The 22,802-nt window shown below is 39.2% G+C and carries 19 protein-coding genes; 3 read left to right on the top strand and 16 right to left on the bottom strand.

Going from position 1 to position 22,802, the window contains the following annotated elements; genetic code table 11:
* Window positions 1-13 precede the first annotated feature (13 nt).
* The 13 genes from ACK2WI_RS06195 to ACK2WI_RS06135 form a co-directional block, all read right to left on the bottom strand.
* Complete coding sequence (locus ACK2WI_RS06195) at window positions 14-439, bottom strand: GPW/gp25 family protein (RefSeq protein WP_409150094.1); 426 nt, start codon at window positions 437-439, stop codon at window positions 14-16.
* Between the two features lie 12 nt (window positions 440-451).
* Complete coding sequence (locus ACK2WI_RS06190; RefSeq protein WP_093096905.1) at window positions 452-745, bottom strand: PAAR domain-containing protein; 294 nt, start codon at window positions 743-745, stop codon at window positions 452-454.
* A 16-nt stretch (window positions 746-761) separates the two neighbouring features.
* Window positions 762-2,537: a type VI secretion system tip protein VgrG gene (vgrG, locus tag ACK2WI_RS06185; protein WP_409150093.1), complete on the bottom strand. Its 1,776-nt coding sequence runs from the start codon at window positions 2,535-2,537 to the stop codon at window positions 762-764.
* The gene (locus ACK2WI_RS06180; protein WP_093096910.1) at window positions 2,537-3,259 is read right to left on the bottom strand and encodes a hypothetical protein; all 723 of its coding nucleotides are present in this window, start codon (window positions 3,257-3,259) and stop codon (window positions 2,537-2,539) included. The genes vgrG and ACK2WI_RS06180 overlap by 1 nt, the downstream gene beginning before the upstream one ends.
* A complete protein-coding gene (locus ACK2WI_RS06175) occupies window positions 3,249-3,419 on the bottom strand; it encodes a DUF5908 family protein (protein ID WP_409150092.1) in 171 nt (56 codons plus the stop codon). Before ACK2WI_RS06175 ends, ACK2WI_RS06180 begins: the two co-directional genes overlap by 11 nt.
* Before the next feature lie 2 nt (window positions 3,420-3,421).
* The gene (locus tag ACK2WI_RS06170; protein ID WP_409150091.1) at window positions 3,422-3,880 is read right to left on the bottom strand and encodes a phage tail protein; all 459 of its coding nucleotides are present in this window, start codon (window positions 3,878-3,880) and stop codon (window positions 3,422-3,424) included.
* A gap of 10 nt (window positions 3,881-3,890) precedes the next feature.
* Entirely contained in the window at window positions 3,891-4,355 is a 465-nt protein-coding gene (locus tag ACK2WI_RS06165; protein WP_093096915.1) for a phage tail protein, read from the bottom strand.
* Window positions 4,356-4,378: 23 nt separating this feature from the next.
* Entirely contained in the window at window positions 4,379-5,302 is a 924-nt protein-coding gene (locus ACK2WI_RS06160; protein ID WP_409150090.1) for a hypothetical protein, read from the bottom strand.
* 44 nt (window positions 5,303-5,346) lie between these two features.
* Complete coding sequence (locus ACK2WI_RS06155) at window positions 5,347-6,372, bottom strand: hypothetical protein (RefSeq protein ID WP_093096921.1); 1,026 nt, start codon at window positions 6,370-6,372, stop codon at window positions 5,347-5,349.
* Between the two features lie 35 nt (window positions 6,373-6,407).
* Window positions 6,408-7,829, bottom strand: a complete 1,422-nt coding sequence (locus ACK2WI_RS06150) for a phage tail sheath family protein (protein WP_409150089.1) — start codon at window positions 7,827-7,829, stop codon at window positions 6,408-6,410.
* Between the two features lie 37 nt (window positions 7,830-7,866).
* A complete protein-coding gene (locus ACK2WI_RS06145; protein WP_409150088.1) occupies window positions 7,867-9,189 on the bottom strand; it encodes a hypothetical protein in 1,323 nt (440 codons plus the stop codon).
* Between the two features lie 4 nt (window positions 9,190-9,193).
* Window positions 9,194-9,790: a DUF4255 domain-containing protein gene (locus tag ACK2WI_RS06140; RefSeq protein WP_093096928.1), complete on the bottom strand. Its 597-nt coding sequence runs from the start codon at window positions 9,788-9,790 to the stop codon at window positions 9,194-9,196.
* Window positions 9,791-10,334: 544 nt separating this feature from the next.
* Window positions 10,335-11,048, bottom strand: a complete 714-nt coding sequence (locus tag ACK2WI_RS06135; RefSeq protein WP_409150087.1) for a response regulator transcription factor — start codon at window positions 11,046-11,048, stop codon at window positions 10,335-10,337.
* Window positions 11,049-11,547: 499 nt separating this feature from the next.
* Between ACK2WI_RS06135 and ACK2WI_RS06130 the strand changes: the two genes are divergently transcribed.
* Window positions 11,548-12,093 carry a hypothetical protein gene (locus tag ACK2WI_RS06130; protein ID WP_409150086.1) on the top strand — a complete coding sequence of 182 codons (546 nt, stop codon included), beginning with the start codon at window positions 11,548-11,550 and terminating at the stop codon, window positions 12,091-12,093.
* Window positions 12,094-12,145: 52 nt separating this feature from the next.
* On the opposite strand, the gene ACK2WI_RS06125 is transcribed toward ACK2WI_RS06130, so the two are convergent.
* Together ACK2WI_RS06125 and ACK2WI_RS06120 are read right to left on the bottom strand one after the other, a co-directional pair.
* A complete protein-coding gene (locus tag ACK2WI_RS06125; protein WP_409150085.1) occupies window positions 12,146-13,657 on the bottom strand; it encodes a RagB/SusD family nutrient uptake outer membrane protein in 1,512 nt (503 codons plus the stop codon).
* 15 nt (window positions 13,658-13,672) lie between these two features.
* Window positions 13,673-16,747, bottom strand: a complete 3,075-nt coding sequence (locus ACK2WI_RS06120) for a SusC/RagA family TonB-linked outer membrane protein (RefSeq protein WP_409150084.1) — start codon at window positions 16,745-16,747, stop codon at window positions 13,673-13,675.
* Window positions 16,748-17,143: 396 nt separating this feature from the next.
* On the opposite strand from ACK2WI_RS06120, the gene ACK2WI_RS06115 reads away from it, so the two are divergent.
* Together ACK2WI_RS06115 and ACK2WI_RS06110 are read left to right on the top strand one after the other, a co-directional pair.
* Window positions 17,144-19,318, top strand: coding sequence for a DPP IV N-terminal domain-containing protein (locus tag ACK2WI_RS06115; RefSeq protein ID WP_409150083.1), 2,175 nt, complete (start codon window positions 17,144-17,146; stop codon window positions 19,316-19,318).
* Between the two features lie 150 nt (window positions 19,319-19,468).
* Window positions 19,469-21,916 carry a TonB-dependent receptor gene (locus tag ACK2WI_RS06110; RefSeq protein ID WP_409150082.1) on the top strand — a complete coding sequence of 816 codons (2,448 nt, stop codon included), beginning with the start codon at window positions 19,469-19,471 and terminating at the stop codon, window positions 21,914-21,916.
* On the opposite strand, the gene ACK2WI_RS06105 is transcribed toward ACK2WI_RS06110, so the two are convergent.
* Window positions 21,913-22,722 (bottom strand): AraC family transcriptional regulator, encoded by an 810-nt coding sequence (locus tag ACK2WI_RS06105; protein WP_409150081.1) that lies wholly within the window; start codon window positions 22,720-22,722, stop codon window positions 21,913-21,915. The two genes, ACK2WI_RS06110 and ACK2WI_RS06105, sit on opposite strands and share 4 nt — an antisense overlap.
* Window positions 22,723-22,802: the final 80 nt, after the last annotated feature.

Raw genomic sequence — 22,802 nt, 5'->3', positions numbered from 1 at the left:
AGTATTATCCAACTTAAATTGACTTTAATGCTTCATTCAAATAATAGTCATAGACATAGTTAAACCTGGAGTTAGTCCCAGGGACAAAATATTGTATACTGATCGTAAAGCGACCCTCAATAAGATCCATGGAATCACTACTGGTAATTTCTATCTGTTCTACCCGAATCCTGGGTTCATAAAATAATATGGCGTTGGTCACTCGATCCTTCAGATAACCAATCACCGAACTGTTCAGCGATTCAAAGACATAATCCGTCAGGTCACAGCCGTACTTCGGTTGCATAACCCGTTCTCCCAAAGCTGTTGACAATAGAATATTCAAGCTTTGATCGATATCTTCAATTCCGGAAACCAATTCCACAGAATTGCTAACCTTGTTGAATTCAGGCGGAAATGACCAGCCTGTTCCTAAAAATGAATTGAAAGAATTTTCCATGTCTTTTGATATTTATCCTCCTATTTGTACTGTTGCTAATCCCATAACAATGGTGCCACCATGGGCCGTCATATCACCTTGTCTTGCAGCAGGTTTTCCTCCGATCAAGACGGTCATCGAACCTTGAACAATGCTATCTGGTGGACCTGTACAGAGCAACAAATCACCAACAACAGCTGCAGGCAAACCACCGATAAGGACCGTTGGGGCTCCTGGACCTAAAATAGGACCACCCACGTGCGGCACTGGCCCAGGATTCACCATCGGACAGATGTGCATATCGTTTATTCTTGCTGCTGAAGGCATAACGTGTTCTATTTTTCTAATTTATTTTTACCAAAGACCCTTTGATTTCAGTTACTCCATCAGAATTTATTTTCGTCAAAGCTGCATTAATATTCACGTTTGTATCTGACTTTAGGGTCATTGTTTTTCCTATGATTTCCAATTTGGTTCCGGCGCTGATCTTAAGTTCTGCACCAGCCTTTATTTCGATGTTTTTTGGGCTTTCCATTATTATCCCATTGCTATCCATCGTAATCTTATTACTGTTTTGATCTTTGATCTCTATTTTTTTCCCGTCTTCATCTAGTGTTACACTATTGCCGGCGGGCGTGTCGATGATGATGGTTTTCGTTGCATCATTGAAATGCACACGCATTTTACTCCGGGTAAAAACCCCTTTTTCATCATTGGCATCAGCTCCTTTAAGGGGAGCAGGTTTTGCACTACTGTTCAACATCCCCAACATGATAGCATGTCTTGGATCGTTATTGATGAAGCCCACGATAATCTCATCATCAATCTCCGGCCTAAAAAAAGTTCCGCGATCACTTCCTGCATCCAAGCAGGCAACCCGAACCCAAGTACCGTTAGATGCATTCTCAATAATTGGAATCTTGACCAAAATCCGGTCTTCACCATCAGGGTCATTTTCCAATTGTAGGACCTTCCCTATCTGCAAGCCTTGTATTGAACCTAAAAGCCCTGCAGCTGGAAAATCATCAATATCATTATACAAAGAAGAATACTTCGCTGGATCAAGCCCAAACTGTATATTGGTATACCAATTGCCATCCCCTACCTCCTGCCTTACGGCAGTCACAAAAGCATTCCCATTAAATCGATCCCCAACTCCAGCAACCTTGACCATATCCCCAGGCTTTATATCAGCAAACCCTGTAAAACGTGCCCTACCTCTTACCTTCGCCAATCTACTCCGCAACATTGCCCCATCTGCCCAAGCTTTAAGCTCTTGTTCCAATAAGTGACCACTATGATGCAACACATACTTTTCCAGTTTATTAGCTGCAGCCAAATCAGAACTGCTCACATTTCCTAATTGAGTAAACCCTGAAGCTTCATCGACCTCAGCAGTAAACAAGCCTTGGTTCTTATAATCCCAAGAATTAGCCTCTACTTTGGTCAATTGGCTACGGAGGTCCAGCTCTGCCTCGAACTCCATTACCGATGATCCATAGGTAACTTGTAAAACAGGATCAGTTCCTGTTTTTGGTGATTCAATTTTCAACTTACCATCATTTGCAAAAAGCAATTGGCCATTAGCTTCTGCCCTCAGGGCAATAAAATCCCAATCACTTAGATGATGTTGAATCAATTCTTTATGTTTCAAGCTAGTTGCTTCCACATCTCCTGTTAAATCAGCATAACTGCTGATAATGCTGTCCATCACTTCACTATCTTTTTGGTCAAGAAAATATTTGCTTTTCCTGCCCAGCGTCATTCGTACAGCTGCATCCTTGCACTCTATCAGTAATTGTGTATTCCCATTTTCTTTCACCTTTACCTGATGCTTGGTAATGATGCCATTAAATGCTTGTTTATTGTCGCTATCAAAACCCAATTTGATGACAATTTCTTTTCCAGGAACAAAATCCTGCTTATTACTGATTTCAAATTTTCCCAATGAAGCATCCCCATCTTTTAGCAAAATCTTTGCAGTAGGTATCCGGTTGACCTCTTTGTCAATGGATATACTGAGTATTTCGTAAGAAGAATCCATTTTAGACCCACCCAATGATATTTCATAAGAAATGGTATCATGCTGGGACGGATTCGGTATGATGAGCTCTTCCATTAGTTTTCATTTTTATTAAAAGGTGGAAAATAGATATCATTTCCAGGCTGCAATCTTCTTATGGAAGTCAGCCCATTAGCTTTCGCAACCTGTAGAAAGTATTTCGGATCATTATAGATACCGTAAGTCATCAGATCCAATCGATCTCCTTGTTTGATGACCCGATGGTGGGTCAGATCTGGTGAAGATGGATTGTCTTCGGCCATCCGCTGTTCACGAGATTGATAGTCTAGAAAGGTTGCAGAGAGGCGTGCTCGCAATGGAGTGCCATCAGGCTTAAATAAGGTGAAATTCACATCCAGATTAGCTAACACGCAACGGAATCGAATTTCCGACCCCCAGATAATCAGCAAGAAATTTGGCCTATGGATGTCCCCTTGATAATTATAAGCACAGTCCATAAAGATCTTCAATTGCTCATTAACGGGCTTGGTTTTATATTCCTCCCAATAGCCTTCCATGGTTCCAGTTCCATCCAGAATAAAATCAAGTTTTAATTCCTCTGGCGCAGTAGATTTAAATTTAACCTCTGCTGAACCTGTTCCATGAGGCCTTTGCACATCATGTTCAATTTTATAGTTCTTAGAAAAAGACTCAGGATTGATTGGGGCTACGAATGCTGGCTTATTGGTCTGCTCAACACCCTTAACCTGAAACTGCCTATCTGTAAAAGAATAGATCAACAGTTTCTCCAATTTCCCCGAACTATAATTAGCGCTCATTTTTACCCTTTATAATCTCCAAAACATTATCGACACAAACCTTAACCAGCTCCTCTGAGGGAGATACTCCATTATCTTGGCCGCCCCCATTTCCTTCCGAGGAAGCAAGGTCTTGAACAATAGTCGCTTTAATTACCAACTCTCTAACTTCAACTGGCATAGCTATGATTTTTGAAAAATTAACCGATTATAATTCAGTTCCAGAGTTTCAATCAGGATCTCTGCCCGACCAGCATTCAGCTCTGTAAGCTTCCAGCTTCTGGGCCATACATTGTTTATTTTCCAATGCATGATGGATTGATGCTCCTCATCCAATAAATTGATGACCACAGTCTCCAAGGTTTCATAAACCTGATCGTCGAAAGCCTTCTTCAGCCAATCCGTTATGGCCGATGAACCCGGTGATATCAAACCTCTTTTTAATACCAATGGACCATATTTATGGCGACTTGGAACAACATGTTCAAACCTGTTTTCACCACCTTCCTTGATGGTTTCAATATCAATCGAAGAATCCAAACCCAAAACAGACTGGAATTTAATATCCACAGCTTTATTCCCTTTCAGCGTAAAATTCACTGAAAAATGAAAATTGACCGTTTGATATAAACTGTCAGCCATGACTAATCAATTATTTTTTAGCTTCTACAATAGATAAACCCTCATGCACCAATTCCATGGTTTCGATCGCCACCTCATTGGCATCTGCTTTCAAATTGGTCGATTGCACCTTTGAAGGCCATGCTCTAGAAAGAGTCCATGAGATGATGGGTTGATGTTCTTCATCCAATAAGCGAATGGTAACATCCCGTCTGAATTTCTCCTTACCTTCTTGAAACATCATAGTTTTCTTCCACTGTTCAAAGTATTCGAAATCACCAAAGAAAGTTCCCCGTTTTAGGGTCACATTTGGGTATTTGGTCAATCCAGGTTGCTTAGTCTTGTTATAGGTGGGGCTACTGCCTTCACGGTATTCAATAACCTCAGTTTCAAAGTCAAGTCCACTAACTTCTGTAAAACCAATTCTAGTACCACCCCAATCCAATTGAAAATGGAACTTCGGTAGTGGATAGTTTTTTTTAGGATCGTTTGACATAACAAATGATTTAATGGTATTGATTATTTACACTTATTTGCAGGATTCACTTCATTGATAGCATTCTCAAGGCTCTGCTTGCATGCAAAAAGTGCATCCCTCTTCTCTTTTGCGGAATCCAGTTCCTTTTTCAGCACGTCAACCCGCTGCTTGGTCTGATTATAATCTGATTCCAATTGATGATAATATTCATCAGAATCGATCGGAAGATGGATATGCGGTTCAATACAGCAGCAATCATGAGAATCCGAACTGCTTTCAATTTTAGCCGGTTCTGCATACGCTGCACTTTCTGAACCCGCATGGTTACAATGGAATTTATCCTTCCAATATTGGATCGTTCTTTTCAATCCGTATTCTTCGCAGATATTGATATGTAAACCATAGGCTAGTTCCACCACGGCAACAACTTGCGGAATCATGATATCCCGAGTTAAGATCACAGCATCCAATTTTTGTCCATAATCCTCCAAAACCTTCATGATACCAATTCCTGGAGCCAGTTCAGGCCGCTTCAAACAATTGATGCAAAGGATTAACTTGTCGTAATTGTTTTTCAACCTGTCTACACGGATATAGAGGTCTTCAACCATACAGAATAAAATCTCTATGGCTTTGTTGGTCTTATCAGTGACGATACAAACCTTTTGCAACAGCAGGATAAAAAGTTCCAGTTGCCGGCATAGTGCATCTGCATTTTCATCCGTCGCTTCCCAGTCGGCAAACCAAGCCTTAAGGCGATCTCTTTCCTCGATACTTAGGTTATATTCCAGTTCCTTATTGCTGGCATAGGCATTCGCCGCCTTCCAGTCCGAGGTTACATGTACCAGATCCCCCATCCATGCATCATAGCAGCAATCTCCGCCTGGCTCATTACTGTTAGGTTTTTGATCGCAACAATCAAAAATATCCCTATCAGAATTGCTTATTTCATTATAGCTTAACATAATTGTCTATTTTAAAATTTACCATATTGAAAATGGACCCTCAATCAGTCACAGCTTGAGCCACCTTCATTATCACGGATGCAATAGATTTCAGTGACTTCCTTACAGATATCACAGATATCACATTTACACTTCTTGAACCTGTTGTTATCCTCATTACCACCCTCATTACAACCACAGTCTCCTATGCAGCTACATTTATGGCAGCATAGGTAATCCTTCACCTCAACCAAGGTTTCCAATTCATTGCGTTTGCCATAAAGTGCATAACTCGATTGGGTATGGGATTTAATGGCTAGGGTCAAATCATCTTGTGATTTCTTTAAACCCGCAGTAGCCGTATTGATCTGAGTTTGGATCAGGTCATCAAAGGTTTTTGCATTGCTAGCAAAATCCTGTTGGAATTTCTCTAATGATTTAACATTTGAAAAAGACTGGATCCCAATAATATCAGCAACTGAATTACAGATAATATCAATTTCCTGGCTTAGGTCAATTGGCCTTTCCACCAATTTGTTCAATATCCTACAGGCATCTTGGCACTCATTCGGCGCGTTGCTAGCTTCATGTTGTTTTTCCCCCTCATTACAATTATCGTTCGAACAACCCAATATTTTTAATTGGCCCGAATTACAACTATCATTCATGGCGGCATCCAATTTGGCTGCCGATTCCCGAAGGTTAGCAAAAGCAACTTTAGCATTCTTGGCGGTCATCAAAACAGCTTTCAAACCTGCCACTAACGCATCATTCTGGCTTATGCTAGCTGCAACATTCTTTTTTATTTCTTCTGAAGCTTGTATCAATTCCACTCCGACCTTCAATTCAAGGTTCCGGAGCATTTGGAAATTCTTTTCAGTTTTGACAAAAACACATTTCTTCTTTTCATACATCATCAAGGTCCCATCACTGGTCACCTCGCTTTCACTCAACTCACCTAACTTTCCTTTCAGCCTATTGCAGTAATCCTCTTTGATCTGATGGAGATTCTTCTGAGTTATTGTCTTTGCCTCATTACCATTACAATTCCCGTTTTTCGGGTTTCGCATATTTGAGCTTTCAATGGTCATAACAATGGTTTTTTAAGATTTACAATAAACATGATTTAGGACTCAGCAAGCATTTTATGCATGAAACGAAGAATTATGAACTCAGCCGGACGAACCACTGCCATTCCTATTTCTACGATCATCCTTCCTTCCCAAATATCCAGCTCCGTCATGGTCTCCCCCAGTCCGATATGAACAAAGAAGGCTTCTTTGGTCGAAGCACCCATTAATGCGCCTGCTTTCCATTGTTGGGTCAAGTAGTTCTCGATCATTGATTTCACACGAACCCAGGTATTTCTATCATTTGGCTCAAATACAAATTGTTCAGTCGCATTTTTAACAGACTCTTCCACCATCGAGAAAAATCGCCTTACCGGAACATAACGCCACTCATTATCATTTCCCGCCAAGGTTCTAGCCCCCCAAACTATTGCTGGTCCTCTTCCAGGAAATGATCGGATAACATTGATAGATTTACCCGCCGTGGTATCCACATTCAGGTTCATCTGTTCCTTTTGATTGATCAAGAATTCTGGACGGATGGCATTGGCGACATTTACATTGGCAGGAGCTTTCCATACTCCCCTTGCATTATCGACTTGGGCATATACCCCAACCATGGCCGCTGAAACGGGCATGAGCATCTGAATATTGGAAATGGCACTCTTCGCCTGGAAATACTTTTCATTATTGATCGCCAATAATTCCTTCAGGTTCGCAGCACCGGGAGCACCGCTAATGGCGACCAACTCATCATTATCCTTGCTTGGATCTCCAGCAACCTTATAATTATAATCCACGCCGGTATATAATTTCGGAAAATATACAGCCGCATATTTATAAAAATCAGTAGTTCCTGAGAGCGTACTTCTCAATAATTCAACATCCAAACTCCATTGCGTCAGATTTGCAGGGTCATGGTAGACGTCCAAAACGGTAAACCGGTCTTGTAGCTCCACACATTGGTTAATGGCCTCTGTATGCACATTGTAATAATCAGAAGCTGTGCTCAAATTAGTAGAGTCAGGGAACACCAATAAGGTCACCTCATTGATCTTTCCAATCTCTTTCAAGCCATCAATCAAATTACTGGCAACAATAGAACCTCCACTATCTACATAGTTCCCGACCGAACAAATCCAACATGGTCCACCACCATTCGCAAAAAACAGCTGCATACTGTAATGCATCAGGAATTTAGACCTTTTGGTATCATCTATCTTCCCATTGACATCTGCATTTGGACCAAAGACAACCGATAAACTTTCCTTCTCCGGATCGGGATATCCAAAATATTGCTCATACTGAAGCATGGATTCAATCCGCCAAGGTTTATTTCTAAGGTCATCTATTTCTTTCCATTTTGCTATTTCAGTATATCCAATAAAAGCTGGAATAGCGGTTTCTACCGAAGCAATCGAAGGTGGAAGATGTGGTATCTCCTCTATATACACTCCGGGGGTTTTATATTCTTGCATAACAATAGATTTTGATTTATTATTCTTTTAATTATGGTCAAGGTGCCAGTGGTAACAAATCTGATTCTGGAACCATTATATCACTGTATAACTTCTTGTTTTCTATATGGATTTCCTCCGCCCCAACGGGATTAGGAAGATAAAATAAACTACTATCCGGTAACTTAAATAAGGTGCTGTTAGCCGTCAATGACTTAGGTTCTTTGGAGATTAACAGTCCATCGATGCTATGCATAAGGTCAGAATAAAGACCACTTTGTAAAGCATGGTTCCTGTTATTCATATATCGCCAGAAGGAAGGTTTGCTGAGGAAATGGATCTCAAAAATCGGTGCAGCCGGATCAACGATATTGAATTGATTTTTCCGCGTAATCAGTTTTCCCGATGCATCAAATAACTTATAACCATTAATATTCCCCTTGACCTTAATGAAAATCAAACCAATACTGGAACTTAGCTCCTGTTGATCTGAGTAAAACACCAGCTTATGAGATTTACTGAATGAACCCGTTCCGCTTACATCCAACTGATAGATCAAATCCTCCGAGATCTTTTCTCCGGGAAGCATTTTCAATAATTTAGGATCAAAAGCCAAATGTACCTTTGGAAATGGAGTAGCAGCTTTAAAATGGAGTTCCTGTACGAAATTCCCCAAATGGTCTTTGAGGGTAAAATCTGCTTTACTGATATTATTTGCATTTAGGAAGGAATAGCTAAAATTGCTACCACACAAAACCCTATCATTTTCATTGGCAAATGACTTCCCTGCTTTACTTAGCCATTGTTTGGTATTTGCCTGATCAAAATAAAACGCTTTAATATCATTTCCAGCAAACTTCGCCAATTCCCCCTGCTCATAGTCGTTCGCCGCATCATGATTTGATACTTCAGAATTTAAATAAGGAAAACTGCGAGTACCTGTTAAGGTAGAATCATTGCTGAAAAGATAATAGGAATTGATATTTCTTTCCAATTTTTGGTTAGTAATGGAATCAATTCTCGAAGTCCTTCTTTTGATCAAGATTGGAATATGCAGATCATCTTCTAACTTATGGATAGGTTCATAAGTACTCACTCCACTCGCTAATTTCTTGAGTTTGGCCTCTATCAATAATTTTAAACCCGAATAACTTGGTAATAGCTTTAGTCCATAGTTCTTCAGCAAATCCTTACAGGTTTCAGGGATTTCATAAGATAAGTCCGAATTGATCTCATCTGCAAAAGATTCAAATTTATGGAACAGAAAATCCAGACGATCAGCTTGAGCGCTTAATTCAAACACGTTATTTCCGGACCTATCGGTGAGATAGAATTCGTGGAGGAGTTTGACCTCAAATAACGGTTTGTACAGCGTTCTCATGGTGTCAATTTATTTTACTGAGCTTAGTTTCAATTTCTTCAATCAACGGAGCATTCCTTACTTTTACATGTTCCGATAGGCTAATCAGACGGAGCTTGTACATCGCGAATGGCACTTGCCTGCCGCCCAATGATCCCCATAGGTAATTGATCTGTTCAAAGGATAAGGTGAAGAGTTCCATATTAAATTGGAACGGTTCGGTATGATCTGGATCTATAGGATTAATATTCACAGGATTGGAAGATGAAAAGCTGCTTTTGCTTTGCAAAAAACGAATCACCATGGACAACCTTTTTAAGGCCAATAAATAACCCTCCCCAGCATAGTTGCATGTAATCAATACGTAGAGGTTAATATAGATAGCAGGGTTTTCATAGAAGGCAGAACCATCAGGCATCCGCCGTAAGGGAGACTGGTTCTTCAATGTACTTTCTTCCTCAATATTCACCAGACTAATTACTATATTATCAGGCAAACCATTTCCCCCAGAAGTTTCCCCCAGACCAATATTGTCAATAATAACGCTTGCAGCGTTATCGCCTTTAGAACTCAGATAAGCCAGCAGTTCAGTCTTAAACAATATAAGGGCTTGATCTATCATGCTGATTGGTTATTAATGGAAGCTAGAGTGCTTTTTCTTAGAAATAATTATCAAATAAATTTCTGCATAAAACCCTTTTACAACAATAGCTAGCAATAGTCATTTCATTGTATGGAGGTGTCATTCCTTTATTTTCTAAATGGCAACTTGAGATTTCCCCGAAGGGTCTTGGAACAATCCCTGCTTCATTTTTTGAAAAACCCACTACGGGCAATGAAATTAAGTTAAGGGTGTTTGTGTCATTCTGACGAAGGAAGAATCTCGGGAAAACGCAAACATCCAAAATTAAAAAAAAATCATTTTTTTGCACTGCCTTACAGTTCCTTAACCTTCGGTTAAGGATGACATTATCTACAGGTTAAGAACCGCACAGATTCTTCACTACAATTTCATGTCATCTTCAATCTTCGATTGAAGACCTGTTCGCCAATGCTATTCATGTTGTTTTTAATTTTGAATGTCTGCATTGTTCCGAGATGCTTCGTCCCTCAGCATGACAAACAAAAAACTAAACTTGAGGACATTGCCTTGCAAGCTTTCCTTTTTAAACCATATTGAACAAAATCGCAAACTTGGTCAAATGACATAGGTTATTAATCTCCAACTTGTTGGTGATATTCTTTCGGTGATTATTCACGGTATGGATGGAGATAAACAATAACTCCGAAATATCATGACTGCTCTTTCCTTCCACAATTAATTTTATGACCTCCTTCTCCCGCTTACTCAATAACATGACCCGATTACAATACTTTTGGAAATAACTTTCATCATTTAGTGATAATGGTTTGTTTTCAGCCTTATTCAACTCAAAAGCATAGCGAAATAATATCCCAGGTTGGCTTTCATCACCAAGGGCAAACAACTTACTGGTTGCGAAATACCATTTATAATCCCCGGTATGCTGAGGTCTCGCTCGCTGAAAAAAGAAATATACCTTATTCAATTCCTTCTGTCGAATAGCATGGAATAGCTCCGGCATTAATGGGACAAGATCTTCAGGAGGAAAGAAGAAATCAAAATAAGCCAACCAGATCTGCTCAGTATCTGGATTAGCATGATTCATCCCATCTGTTCTACATTTATAAAAGAAGGAATTCGTTGGCTCATTATGATTCTCAACAACTAAGTTTCCTACATCAAAATCACCTATTTCCACCTTTAGGAATTTCTGCTGCAGAATCTGGCCAACCATATCAATAATATGACTGTTGAAGTCATAATATTGGCTTGATTGTGTATCCTGTGTTAGATTCATCGGATGCGTATTAAAAGTTAGCGAAACGTGTAAAATCAAAACCGGCAATTAACCAATATTGATGCAATTTGAAATAAATCTAATGCTTAATGGCAATAATTTAAATGGCAATGAGTAGGATATAACTATGAATGAGTAAGGCCTAGTAAATAATTAGTGAACGGCTTTTTTGATTTTTCAAACTGCTTATGAAATATCTTATAACTAAAGACTTATAATTTCAGAAAGCAAAAATATATAAAAATGAAATAGAATATATATTGCTTACCTAAAAAAAACAATAAATTATCATTATAAATAAAAATAAGCGTAGAACAAACCCAAGATTGAGCTAAAAACATTTGAATAATTTCATACAAATCATCTGTTAAAAAATGCTAACTTTTTAATACATAAGTGGTTAAAAGGTTAAAAACGTTAAAGAAATTTCTTTTTTAAATACTTTGTAATAGTTTTACTGTATAGAAAATTTTATCGTCTAACTGTAAATTATTTTCACATGAATTATCCGTTATTTTCAACACTGCTTATCTTCTGCACAACGCTGAATTTCAGTTATGCCCAAGACTCTTCATCAGCAAAAACACATTCAATCGGAATTGGTCCGATGCTTGGTTATGATTTTTCCATTCACGGCGCTTCATATGGTGTAGGGATGATCTATGAATATAGACCTATTAATAAAATAAGTTTCTTTTCAACTCTAAATTATGAGGTCACAGTTCGGGATATATCCAAGAATGTTCTTTTAACCATGCCTGAAATCTGGAAACACGAAGTCTTTTCCCTAAATGGAGGTATTCGATATTATTTATTGAGGAACCTATATCTTTCCGGATCATTAGGTTTAGCCTTTGAAGCCAGCACCCTTCAAAAAGCAAATGGACAAAAGCAAGGCGGAGAATTCAAACCTGCTTTATACCGTTCTTTGTTTGTAGGCTACCAAATCCCATTGATCAATAAGGATATCATAGAGATTGAATCTGGTTTTTCTGGCACAAAAACCTCAAATCGAGGTGCAATGGTCGCTCGGTATAAGTTTTAAAAATAAAGAAAGCCGTCGATTGACGGCTTTCTAAATAAAACATCTATAACACTTAATAGCCCTTATTTTGCACAAGTTTATTATTGTTCCTGATTTCTGATGTAGGTTTAGGGAACAACAATTCCCGCTCGGTCAAAACTGGACCATAAGAGAATTTATGCCCTACATAATTATCAAATTTCTTAGTTCCTGCATTATAAGCTTTCCTTAAGCGTACCATATCAAACCAAGTGATATTTTCATAACACAGCTCATACCAACGCTCTTTCCAAATCGCTTCCCGAAGCTGATCCTTGGACAATCCGCTCAAGTTTGGTAGTTCAGCCCTTTTTCTGATTGCGTTTACCGCATCATAAACCTTTTGGTTAGGGCCTGAAACTTCATTGGCAGCCTCAGCATACATCAACAGCACATCAGCATAACGAAGGATTGACCAATTTAAATCACTATTTGTGGTACTAGTCTGTGCCGCCTCATCAAAATGCTTATAGAGGAAATATCCGCCTAGATTAACTTCCTTTGTCCGATCCGACTCATGGGTATACTTGGTAAAGAAAAACTGTTTCTCTGCACGGCGAAGGTCGTTCGATTCATAAGATTCCACAAAATCCTTAGTCGCGTAGATTCCTCCAGTTTCATCTGAATATGCTGAGATGTTCTTATTGTATGGAATGATTGCAACTTGCCAATTTGATGCGATTACCTGGGTTTTATATTGGATACTAAAGATATTCTCTACCCCATTTTTCTTCTTGGGATCATGCAGATCCGCATAAGCAGGAAACAATTGATATTGCTTGGAATTGATTACTTCCTCTGAAGCCTTTGCAGACAGATCAAAATAAGCTGCCCCTTTATTCAATGGATATCCAGCCATGGTCAAATAAACTTTCGCCATCAACGATTTGATAATGCCCATATTAACTTTCCCACTTTGATCATTCCATGGCAAACCTGAATTCTCAGCAATTTTCAAATCACTGACGATTAATTCATAGACCTTGTCTACCGTAGACTGCTCTGGATAAAGTTGCTCAGAAGTCAAACTTACCGCTTCCGTCACCAATGGAATTTCCCCGAACATCTGAACCAGATTAAAGTAGAAAAATGCCCTTAGGAAATGTGCCTCACCCAATATTTTTTTCTTTTCAGTTTCGTCCATCGTAATCTGCGGAATATAAGTTATGGAAAGATTTGCATTCCCAATACCCTTATAATAGGTTGTCCAATAATCTAATCCATAGCCATTATCTGAAGTATTTCTTAAATCCTTTACATAGTAACTATTTACCGCCTGACCTAGATCTGTTCCTGCCAATCCCGTTGCAAACTCAAGCATCATCCAGGTTCCTCCACCAAATCCGCTGACCATTGGATTCCTTAAATTGGCATAAATTGCACTCACCGAACTACGGGCATGCTCTGGTTTGGTGAAATAATTCTCTACCGTAAAGTTACTGGGATCCGATTCATCCAAAAAGCCAGTACAGCCAACCAAGCCTACGAATGAAGCCATCGCTGTAGTTAATTGAATCGTTCTCTTGATATATTTTATGTATTTCATGATTTTCCTGTTTTATTATAATCCAATGTTCAATCCTAACGTAAATACTCTTGGTCTTGGATAGTCATATAATCCAAAACCCTGATCAAATGCAGACCCCGAGTTAGAAACTTCTGGATCATATCCTGAATATTTAGTGATCACGAAGAAGTTCTGTACGGAAGCGAAGAAGCGCAATCGATCCAATTTCATTCTGGAAACAACATCTGGATTCAAAGTATATGAAAGCATTAAGTTTCTCCCTCTGATAAATGAAGCATCAGATACTTTATGGCTATCGTTATTTGTGGTGTAATACGCATTGATTGGACGTACCTGTGCGATCGGAGTATTCTGGTTACTTTCTGTCCAAGCATTTAAAACAGTTTTATAACTATTTGCAATCCCTTGTCTGTCTTCCGCAGAGTGAATACTACGATCGATCACATCATTGCCAAACATATATTGAAGATCAATCAATAGGGAAAGATTCTTATACTTGAATGTATTGGAGAATGTACCGTAACCATCAGGAATACCACGACCAATAATGGTTTTATCATTATCATTGATCACACCGTCTCCATTGATATCTTGGTACTTAACATCACCTGGAAGTCTATTGAATTTAATAGCTTCTGCCTCTTCAGCGGTTGACCAAGTTCCTAAATGTTGGAAACCCCAGAATGATCCCACCGGCTCACCTTCACGGATAATGGTGGCTCCACTATAGATATCAGCACCACCAATCAATTTCAAGACTTGGTTTCTGTTGTAGGAAAAATTGAAGAGACCAGACCAACTGAATACATCATTTCCAATATTTGCCACATTGACACCAAATTCAATCCCATCATTTTTCATACTTCCGACATTTCTGAAAATGGTACTATATCCACTGGACAATGGAACTGGCGCATCTAATAGCATATCTTTTACCTGACGGTGATACACATCCAATTCAAAGTTTAACTTGTTTTGGAACAAACCTAGTTCAAGACCCAAATCCACTTGTTCAGTACGTTCCCATTTCAGGGTCGGATTGGCAATCCTTCCAGTTCCTACTCCTACCAGACGATCGCCGCCTTGAATGATTTCATAGTTCCCCATTCCAGCCAATGCTCGGTATGCAGGAATTTCTGAATTACCCGTAGCACCATAGCTCATCCTCAACTTCAGGTTGGAAATGCTTTCTGATTCTTTCAGGAAATTCTCTTCATTGATTTTCCATGCCACCGCTGCAGAAGGGAAAAATGCATACTGATTATCCTGTCCAAATTTGGAGGATCCATCCACACGACCTGTAAAAGTAAATAGGTACTTGTTCAACAAGGTATAGTTGATCCTCGTGAAATAAGAGTTCAAGCCATTGGCATTCGCGCCTGAAGATGGCGCATTCATGGTTGCTCCTGCTCCTAGGTTATTGAATTGATAATAGAAATCGGTGTACTTGCTTGAGCTAGCATAGGATCCAAAATAATCCGTATGCTGCCAAGAAAAACCTAACATGGCATTAATGGAATGGATATTTCCGAAATCTTTCAAATAGGTAAAATAGTTCTCGAATTGCCAAGAATTAAATCGCTTATTGTCCACATTCGCCGAACCGTCACTAGAAATATATTGTAAACCAGCAGCTGCAGCATAATCCTTTCTTTGATTGATAATATTGGTACCGATGGAAGTCCGGAACTCTAAGCCATCCAATATCTTGATATTGGCATACATATTTCCAATAAAAGGCTGGGTAGAAAGAAAATAAAGTCTTTCATCCGCAACACGGATGGGGTTATCGCCACCTTCCATGCCTGGATAATCGCGGTTACTGGCCCACCTACCATCTGCATAACGCACCGGAATCAAAGGCAATGCTTCCAATACCTGACGCATCATGGTAATTCCGCCGCCTCCAAGTTCATCAACTTGCTTGTCCTTTTGGTCCGTATAACTCAATACCCCACCTACTTTCAACCAATCTTTGATCTCGGTATCAAATACAAATCTTGCCGAATACCTCTTCTGCCAAGAACCATAAGCTACACCTTGTTCATTTCTGTAGTTGACAAAACCACCATAAGAACCTTTTTCATTTCCATTGGTAAAAGATAACTGATGATTTTGGGTGATAGCATTCCGGAAAGCTTCCTTCTGCCAATCCGTATTATAGAGCGGATTACCATTGGAATCAAAAAGCAAAGGATTGGTCCGTTTTGTTTTAGGGTCGGTGTATTTTGTCCCAGTTGCCCAGCCAACTGGATCAAATTTCTTGGCATTCTGATAGGCTAGTTCTTCCACTGCCAAGAATTCCTCTGAACTCAATACTGGCAATAATTTTGGAGCATAACCAACTCCAACCTCCGCATCATAAGTCGCCCTTCCTCCGCCAGAAGTACCGCGCTTGGTCGTAACAATAACAACCCCATTGGCACCACGGGCACCGTAGATGGCTGTTGAAGAAGCGTCCTTCAATACCTCAACGGAAGCAATGTCATTTGGATTGATATAATCAATTGGGGAACTACCATTCTGCAATCCATCCCTGCTCATGATCACTCCATCAATAACGTACAGGGGATTATTCGTGGTTGAAATGGAACTCGACCCACGGATCCTAATATTGGCACGACCACCCGGTCGGCCAGAACTGGTGGAAACATTCACACCGGTAATTTTGCCACCTAAAGCTTGGTTTAAATTTGAAGCAGGTCGTTCTTGTAAAGCCTCCCCCTGAACGGTACCAACAGCACCGGTCAAATCACTTTTCTTCACCACACCATAACCTACAGCTACAACTACTTCTTCAATGGATTCTGAGGAAGTGCTCATCTGTACATTGATGACGGCCCGGTTGTTGACCGCTTCGCTATGGGTATTGTAACCGATATAGGTAAAGGTCAGGTTGGCATTTGGATTGGTTTTGATTTCATAAGCACCATTGGTATCGGTGCTTGTACTGGCATTTCCAGAGCTACTCTTGATCGAAACGCCTGCCAGGGGTTCGTTGTTTGTCGAGGTCACTCGCCCAGTAATCGTGAGCTCCTGCGCATATGTCATTTTTACCAATAAGAAAAATAACAATAAAGGAACACATCGGATGTAAGTTCTCATCATGGTTTTAAGTTTAAAAGGGTTATATATTGTGTTATTTGTTTTCTTATAAAAAGGAAAACCAACATGCTAAAACTCTTAACCTTAACCCAATACACTCCACCCTCGCCTTTTTTTAAAGGCAATTAAATCCCATCGAGAAGAAATCAACTCAAATCCCAGAATTGCTCGGGAAATTACATGATATGTGCTTGTTTATTTTTTGAGTGCGTTCTTAATTAGTGTTTACAGGTTATATGGTTAATTATCTGAGCAATATATAGTTGTCTCAGTTCAAGTTAAAACTAAGATAAACCTCTCATTCCGATAAAGTATCCTGTACTATCCTGACTTTTACCAAATTGTCGCATCCTTTCCTAACAATTCCTTAATTTCGTCATCATAAAATTTGATTAAACAATGAAAAAGCTACTGGTATTACTCTTATTAAGCTCTTCAGTCGCTTACGGTCAACGAGGTTTCACTATCGATGAGACAGTTTATGGACCCAGCAAGTTTGCTCCTAAAACACTGACCGCAGCAAAATGGATCAAAGATGCTGATGCATTCTCCAATCTGGACAGTACCTCCCAAAACCTTTTGGCTCGTGAGGCAAAAAATAATTGGACTCCTGTTCAATTAGCTAGCACCAACGATATACTCAATGCCCTTAAAGAAATAGCGGCAAATGATAAATTCTCCCTCCGCTCCTTTCCTAGCAATTACAGTTGGATAGATAAAGAAAACATCAAACTGAATATTAGGGCTGAGAAAAACAGCTATAACATCTCTTACAATGTGTATAGCAAAAAAGCGAAACTCAATGCTACGCTGCCCAACAATAGAGATGCTGAAGAATTCAGTCATTCAAATAAGCATACAGCTTATCTGAACGGCAACAATATCGAAATCATTAAAGCGGATGGCAGTAAGATTACGGTCACTAAAGATACCGTGGACGGTATCGTCAATGGTAGCTCAGTGGTTCACAGAAATGAGTTTGGCATATCCAAAGGAATGTGGTGGTCCCCAGACGATAAAAAACTTCTTTATTATCGTAAGGATGAAAGCATGGTTAGCAAATACCCCTTACCGCAGTGGGATACTCGTGTAGCGACCATTAAAGATATTCGCTATCCGATGGCTGGAATGAAAAGTGAAGAAGTCACTTTGAATCTCTTCAATACCGAAACAGGCGAGTATGTTCAACTGCAAACAGGTGAACCAAAAGAACAATACTTAACGATTGTAACTTGGGACCCATCGAGCGAGTTTGTATTTGTAGGGGTTTTAAACCGAGGTCAGGACCATTTAAAACTGAATAAATATAATGCTAAGAACGGCGAATTGGTACAGACCTTATTTGAAGAATCTTCCTCTACTTGGGTAGAACCACAGGTAGCCTTGGAATTCATACCAAATAAGCCAGATCAATTTTTGTATCAAACCGATAAGGATGGATTCAATCAACTTTATCTTTATAATACCCAAGGGAAATTGGTCAAAAATCTAGGTTATAAAGATGTGATTGTAACAGATTTCCAAGGTTTCGATGCTAAAGGAAACAAAGGATATTATATTGGTGCAAGTAATCAGGGAATGGAACGCCACTTATTTGAAGTAGACCTGAAATCTGGAAAAACTACCCAATTGACTTCCAATAAAGGAACCCATAATGCTTCTGTGAGTAGCTCAGGAAAATATATCCTGGATCAATTCAGTAATTTGGACCAACCCAATATCGTTCAGGTTATTGACATAAAATCCAACAAGGCTCAGAATTTAGTTACAGCTGCTAACCCGTTCAATGGAAAAGTAGATTTACCTAAAATTGAATTCAAGACCCTGACTTCCGCAGATGGTAAGACTCCGCTAAATGCTAGGATCACCTACCCTGCCAATTTTGACCCTAACAAGAAATATCCAGTTATGGTTTACCTATATGGTGGGTCCCATGCACAATTGGTAACCGATAAATGGCTAGGAGCTGTTGGTTATTTCGATATGTACATGGCGCAAAATGGATATCTTGTGTTTACCATGGACAATAGAGGTTCCGATGCCCGCGGTCGTGACTTTACCCGAGTTACCCATCGCAATCTTGGTGAAGCAGAAATGGCTGATCAACTGGTAGGTATTGAATACTTAAAATCCAAACCTTACGTAGATGCTGAGAACATGGGCATATTTGGCTGGAGCTTTGGTGGCTTTATGACAAGTTCCTTGATGACCAAACACAATGATATCTTTAAGGCTGCGGTTGCTGGAGGACCAGTAATCGACTGGAAATATTATGAAGTGATGTATGGCGAACGATATATGGATACCCCTCAAGAAAATCCTGAAGGCTATGAAAAGACCTCCATGCTCAATAAAGCAGATCGATTGAACGGTCACTTATTAATTATCCATGGAGCCCAAGATCCTGTTGTGGTTCAACAACATAGTATGGAATTTATCCAAAAATGCATTGAAGCCGGTAAACAAGTCGATTACTTCCTTTACCCAACGCATGAACATAATGTACTTGGCAAAGACAGGATCCATATGTACGATAAAATTGCTAAATACTTCGATTTATACTTAAAAAAATAGCCAGAATAAATCATCAAAAAAATCCCTAATATCGAAAGGTATTAGGGATTTTTATTTAAATAATGGTCGATTTGAAAAAACAATGGTAAAAATATCAATCCCCCCTTTTTCCTGATTTTACTTTTATATTTTTGAAAAAAACTTAAACCATTGAAAAGGATTATTACCATACTTTGCTTCATTTTCGCTGTTCAATTAAGCATCGCTCAAACATCAAAAATCTCAGGAACAGTAAAAGATTCACTATCATCAAGCCCAATAGCATACGCTAGTGTAGGTCTTTTGGATGCCAATAAAAATGTAATCGATGGAATGATTACCGACACAACCGGAGCATTTCAGTTCTCTAACCTTAAAAACGGCCAGTATATATTACAGGTTAAGTTTATTGGCTATAATCAAAAGAACAGCACGATTGAGATTAAAGGGCAAAAGTTAATTGATGTGGGAAATATCCTGATTTCAGGAGCCAACCAAAGTTTAGAACAAGTAACAGTCACGGCCAATATTGCTGGCCAGAGACATAGCAGCGATAGACAGACCTACCAAGCAAGCCAATATAAAAATGCCGTTGGTGGAACGGCCTTAGATATCGTAAAAAACCTTCCCTCCGCAGCGATAGATGTCAATGGAAATATCAGCATGCGTGGAAATACAGGTGTCATTGTACTGATCAATGGGAAACCTTCATTCCTTGATCCCGCAACGATCTTAGGGCAAATCGCTGCCAATGATGTTTCAGAGGTAGAATATATCACTAGCCCTACGGCACAATATGATCCCGATGGCAAAGGCGGAATAATTAACCTAAAAACGAAGAAATCGGCTGCAAACGGATTTGCTTGGATCTTAAACTTACAAGGAGGTCTACCCAGTATTGATGATTACGATAATATCGAAAGTCAAAAACGCTTTGGCGGAGATATTTCTTTCCAATTGAAAAAGGATAAGCTGGAACTTAATGGTTCTGCAAACTACCTTCGTAATGATAATGCTGGCTTCAGGGACGGAGATGTCAATACCATTATCGGAGATCGTCAAACCTTCTTCCCTTCCAAGGGGGAACGCAGTTTTGATAAATACAATTACGGTTTAAGATTGAATGCCGCTTATGAAGTATCAGAAAAAAACAACCTAAACTTAGGAGTTTTGGCTTCCAGAAGATTCCAAGACAGGTTAGCTGATATTCACTATAACAATAGAACGATTCAGCCTTCAACAGGGGACCAGATCTCAAGCTTAGATTATTTCAATAGCAATCTTCAGAACAAACAAGGTGAGTTTTATCTGTTGGATTTTTCTTATCAATATAAAATTAATCCAACGCACTCCCTTCAATTGGGTGCCATCTATGAATTTGCCAATATTTATGGTTCCACTAAAAATGGTAATATTGAAAATAACATCGATACGGTACAGTGGACCCATAATACCTATACCAATCCCCTGCATGGTTTAAGACTTTCTGTACAACATAACTGGAAACTAAACAATGCAGAATTGACCTCAGGCTATCAATTAAGGAATGATCGCCAGAAGGGAAATTTTGAATACTATGCCTCAGAAAAAGGAACGCAAAACCTTCAATTAATCCCAGAATTTACTGGTCGATTGAATGCAACGAATAGAGTACATGCAATATTTAGCCAATACGACAGAAAATTCAACAGTACCCAACTTTCCTTAGGGCTACGTTACGAATATTATCAAAGGGACCTCCTATTATTGCACAATAATCAGGAATACCCTTATTCCATTCATCAACTCTACCCAAGCTTTAATCTCATGCAAGATTTAGGTGCAGGCTGGTCTTGGAAATTAGCAGCGGCAAGAAGGGTCCAAAGGAACAACAACTTTGAGTTGAATCCAATCCCAGAACGTGAACACTCCGAAACCTTAGAACAAGGTGATCCAGAATTATTACCGGAGTTTACAAGCAATGCGGAAACTGGACTCGTAAAAAAATTAAATACAGGAAGTCTTTTCCTCAATGCCTACTACCAACATACCAAGAATCCTATACAACGGGTAAACTCGGTCTATGCTGATACCATCTTGCACCGTGTATTTACCAATGCTGATTATGCTTCACGCTATGGAATGGAAATCGGTGGAGAAGGCAAACCATTAAACTGGTTAAAAGTTAATGCTGGTGCAAACATCTATAACTATAAGATTTCTGGCCAAGTACTAGACTATCAAGAAACGAGGTCAAACCAAGATTGGGTATATTCCATCAATGCTGGGGTACAAGCAGATTTTGCCCCTACTTGGAGCACTGGTCTTCAGGTCAATTACCTTTCGGAAAGACCAACCGTTCAAGGCAAGGATTCGAGGTTCCTGACCCCACATTTCAACCTGAGCAAGGGATTCTTAAAAGGAGCCATTACCGCTCAATTGCTTTGGCAATTCATAGAATTAAACAAGAAATGGGGCGTTAATGAACAAAGGATTACGACCAATTCCAACGATTTCTACACCACTACGAATTACATTTATGAGAAAAATGTCTTTTTGATCAATCTGAATTTCAACCTGCATAAATTAAATCAGATCATTAAGCTACCGAAAAGTGAATTCGGGGAAAAAGAGTTTTAAGACACTTGTTTCTTGAAATCCTTAGGCGTAATTCCGGTATAGCGCTTAAAATACTTGGAAAAATTAGATTTATCAGAGAAGCCAAGAATGAAGGCAACTTCCGAAATGCTGTTTGTTGTGTAATACAATAGTCTTTTGGCTTCTTTGATAATATATCCAGCCAATACTTCCGATGCTGTAAGGTTGACATGCTTTTTACAGGCAGCACTTAAATTCTGGGGACTTGTATTGAGTTGGGCAGCATAATGTGCAACATGGTTGACTACTTTTACTTCTTTATTCAGTAATTCGCAGAAATTCACATACAGGTTATTCTGTATCACTTTCGAGGATCTACTTTGCTCTGTATTTTCCAAAACCTTAGACAACATTGCTTTAAATAATCCTTCTTGAGCAATTTTATTATTTTCCTTTTCCAATAATCTAAAGATCTGCTCTATACTTTGGCTCTCTTTTAGGAAAATCTGATCATATTGAATGATGCTTTCGACAAGCCTATTGATTTCAAAATCTAAGCTTTGCTCCACAAATAATTTCTTTACCAAAAGGACAAATCCTTCCACAGGATTTTCCAATTCCCAATGGTGAACATTATCCTTTCGGATGATTAATATGCAAGGGACCTTAACTGCCGCCTCTCTCCCATCAATATAGTGCCTGCCCCTAGTTTCCGATAAGAAAACCAATTCCAAGTAGCCATTATGCTTATGCGGCTTCGTCTGATTTTTTGCGCGATCAAAGACAGCAACCTTGATCAGTTTCTGAGGTTCAAGCTTATCCTTAATGGCTATTTTCTTTACTTGCATGCTATGGGAATAATATTTTATCGCTATTCTTTCAAATATATTGGAATTCCTTAATTTTTTTAGAAAACCATAAACCATAA

The organism is Sphingobacterium sp. BS-2 (assembly GCF_046161205.1).
GTDB lineage: Bacteria > Bacteroidota > Bacteroidia > Sphingobacteriales > Sphingobacteriaceae > Sphingobacterium > Sphingobacterium mizutaii.
This window is presented reverse-complemented; position numbering and strand designations above follow the sequence as displayed.

Excerpts from the sequence above, each read along its gene's own strand:
- ACK2WI_RS06195 (WP_409150094.1), bottom strand. The coding sequence starts at position 439 with ATGGAAAATTCTTTCAATTCATTTTTAGGAACAGGCTGGTCATTTCCG.
- ACK2WI_RS06190 (WP_093096905.1), bottom strand. The coding sequence starts at position 745 with ATGCCTTCAGCAGCAAGAATAAACGATATGCACATCTGTCCGATGGTG.
- vgrG (WP_409150093.1), bottom strand. The coding sequence starts at position 2,537 with ATGGAAGAGCTCATCATACCGAATCCGTCCCAGCATGATACCATTTCT.
- ACK2WI_RS06180 (WP_093096910.1), bottom strand. The coding sequence starts at position 3,259 with ATGAGCGCTAATTATAGTTCGGGGAAATTGGAGAAACTGTTGATCTAT.
- ACK2WI_RS06175 (WP_409150092.1), bottom strand. The coding sequence starts at position 3,419 with ATGCCAGTTGAAGTTAGAGAGTTGGTAATTAAAGCGACTATTGTTCAA.
- ACK2WI_RS06170 (WP_409150091.1), bottom strand. The coding sequence starts at position 3,880 with ATGGCTGACAGTTTATATCAAACGGTCAATTTTCATTTTTCAGTGAAT.
- ACK2WI_RS06165 (WP_093096915.1), bottom strand. The coding sequence starts at position 4,355 with ATGTCAAACGATCCTAAAAAAAACTATCCACTACCGAAGTTCCATTTT.
- ACK2WI_RS06160 (WP_409150090.1), bottom strand. The coding sequence starts at position 5,302 with ATGTTAAGCTATAATGAAATAAGCAATTCTGATAGGGATATTTTTGAT.
- ACK2WI_RS06155 (WP_093096921.1), bottom strand. The coding sequence starts at position 6,372 with ATGACCATTGAAAGCTCAAATATGCGAAACCCGAAAAACGGGAATTGT.
- ACK2WI_RS06150 (WP_409150089.1), bottom strand. The coding sequence starts at position 7,829 with ATGCAAGAATATAAAACCCCCGGAGTGTATATAGAGGAGATACCACAT.
- ACK2WI_RS06145 (WP_409150088.1), bottom strand. The coding sequence starts at position 9,189 with ATGAGAACGCTGTACAAACCGTTATTTGAGGTCAAACTCCTCCACGAA.
- ACK2WI_RS06140 (WP_093096928.1), bottom strand. The coding sequence starts at position 9,790 with ATGATAGATCAAGCCCTTATATTGTTTAAGACTGAACTGCTGGCTTAT.
- ACK2WI_RS06135 (WP_409150087.1), bottom strand. The coding sequence starts at position 11,048 with ATGAATCTAACACAGGATACACAATCAAGCCAATATTATGACTTCAAC.
- ACK2WI_RS06130 (WP_409150086.1), top strand. The coding sequence starts at position 11,548 with ATGAATTATCCGTTATTTTCAACACTGCTTATCTTCTGCACAACGCTG.
- ACK2WI_RS06125 (WP_409150085.1), bottom strand. The coding sequence starts at position 13,657 with ATGAAATACATAAAATATATCAAGAGAACGATTCAATTAACTACAGCG.
- ACK2WI_RS06120 (WP_409150084.1), bottom strand. The coding sequence starts at position 16,747 with ATGATGAGAACTTACATCCGATGTGTTCCTTTATTGTTATTTTTCTTA.
- ACK2WI_RS06115 (WP_409150083.1), top strand. The coding sequence starts at position 17,144 with ATGAAAAAGCTACTGGTATTACTCTTATTAAGCTCTTCAGTCGCTTAC.
- ACK2WI_RS06105 (WP_409150081.1), bottom strand. The coding sequence starts at position 22,722 with ATGCAAGTAAAGAAAATAGCCATTAAGGATAAGCTTGAACCTCAGAAA.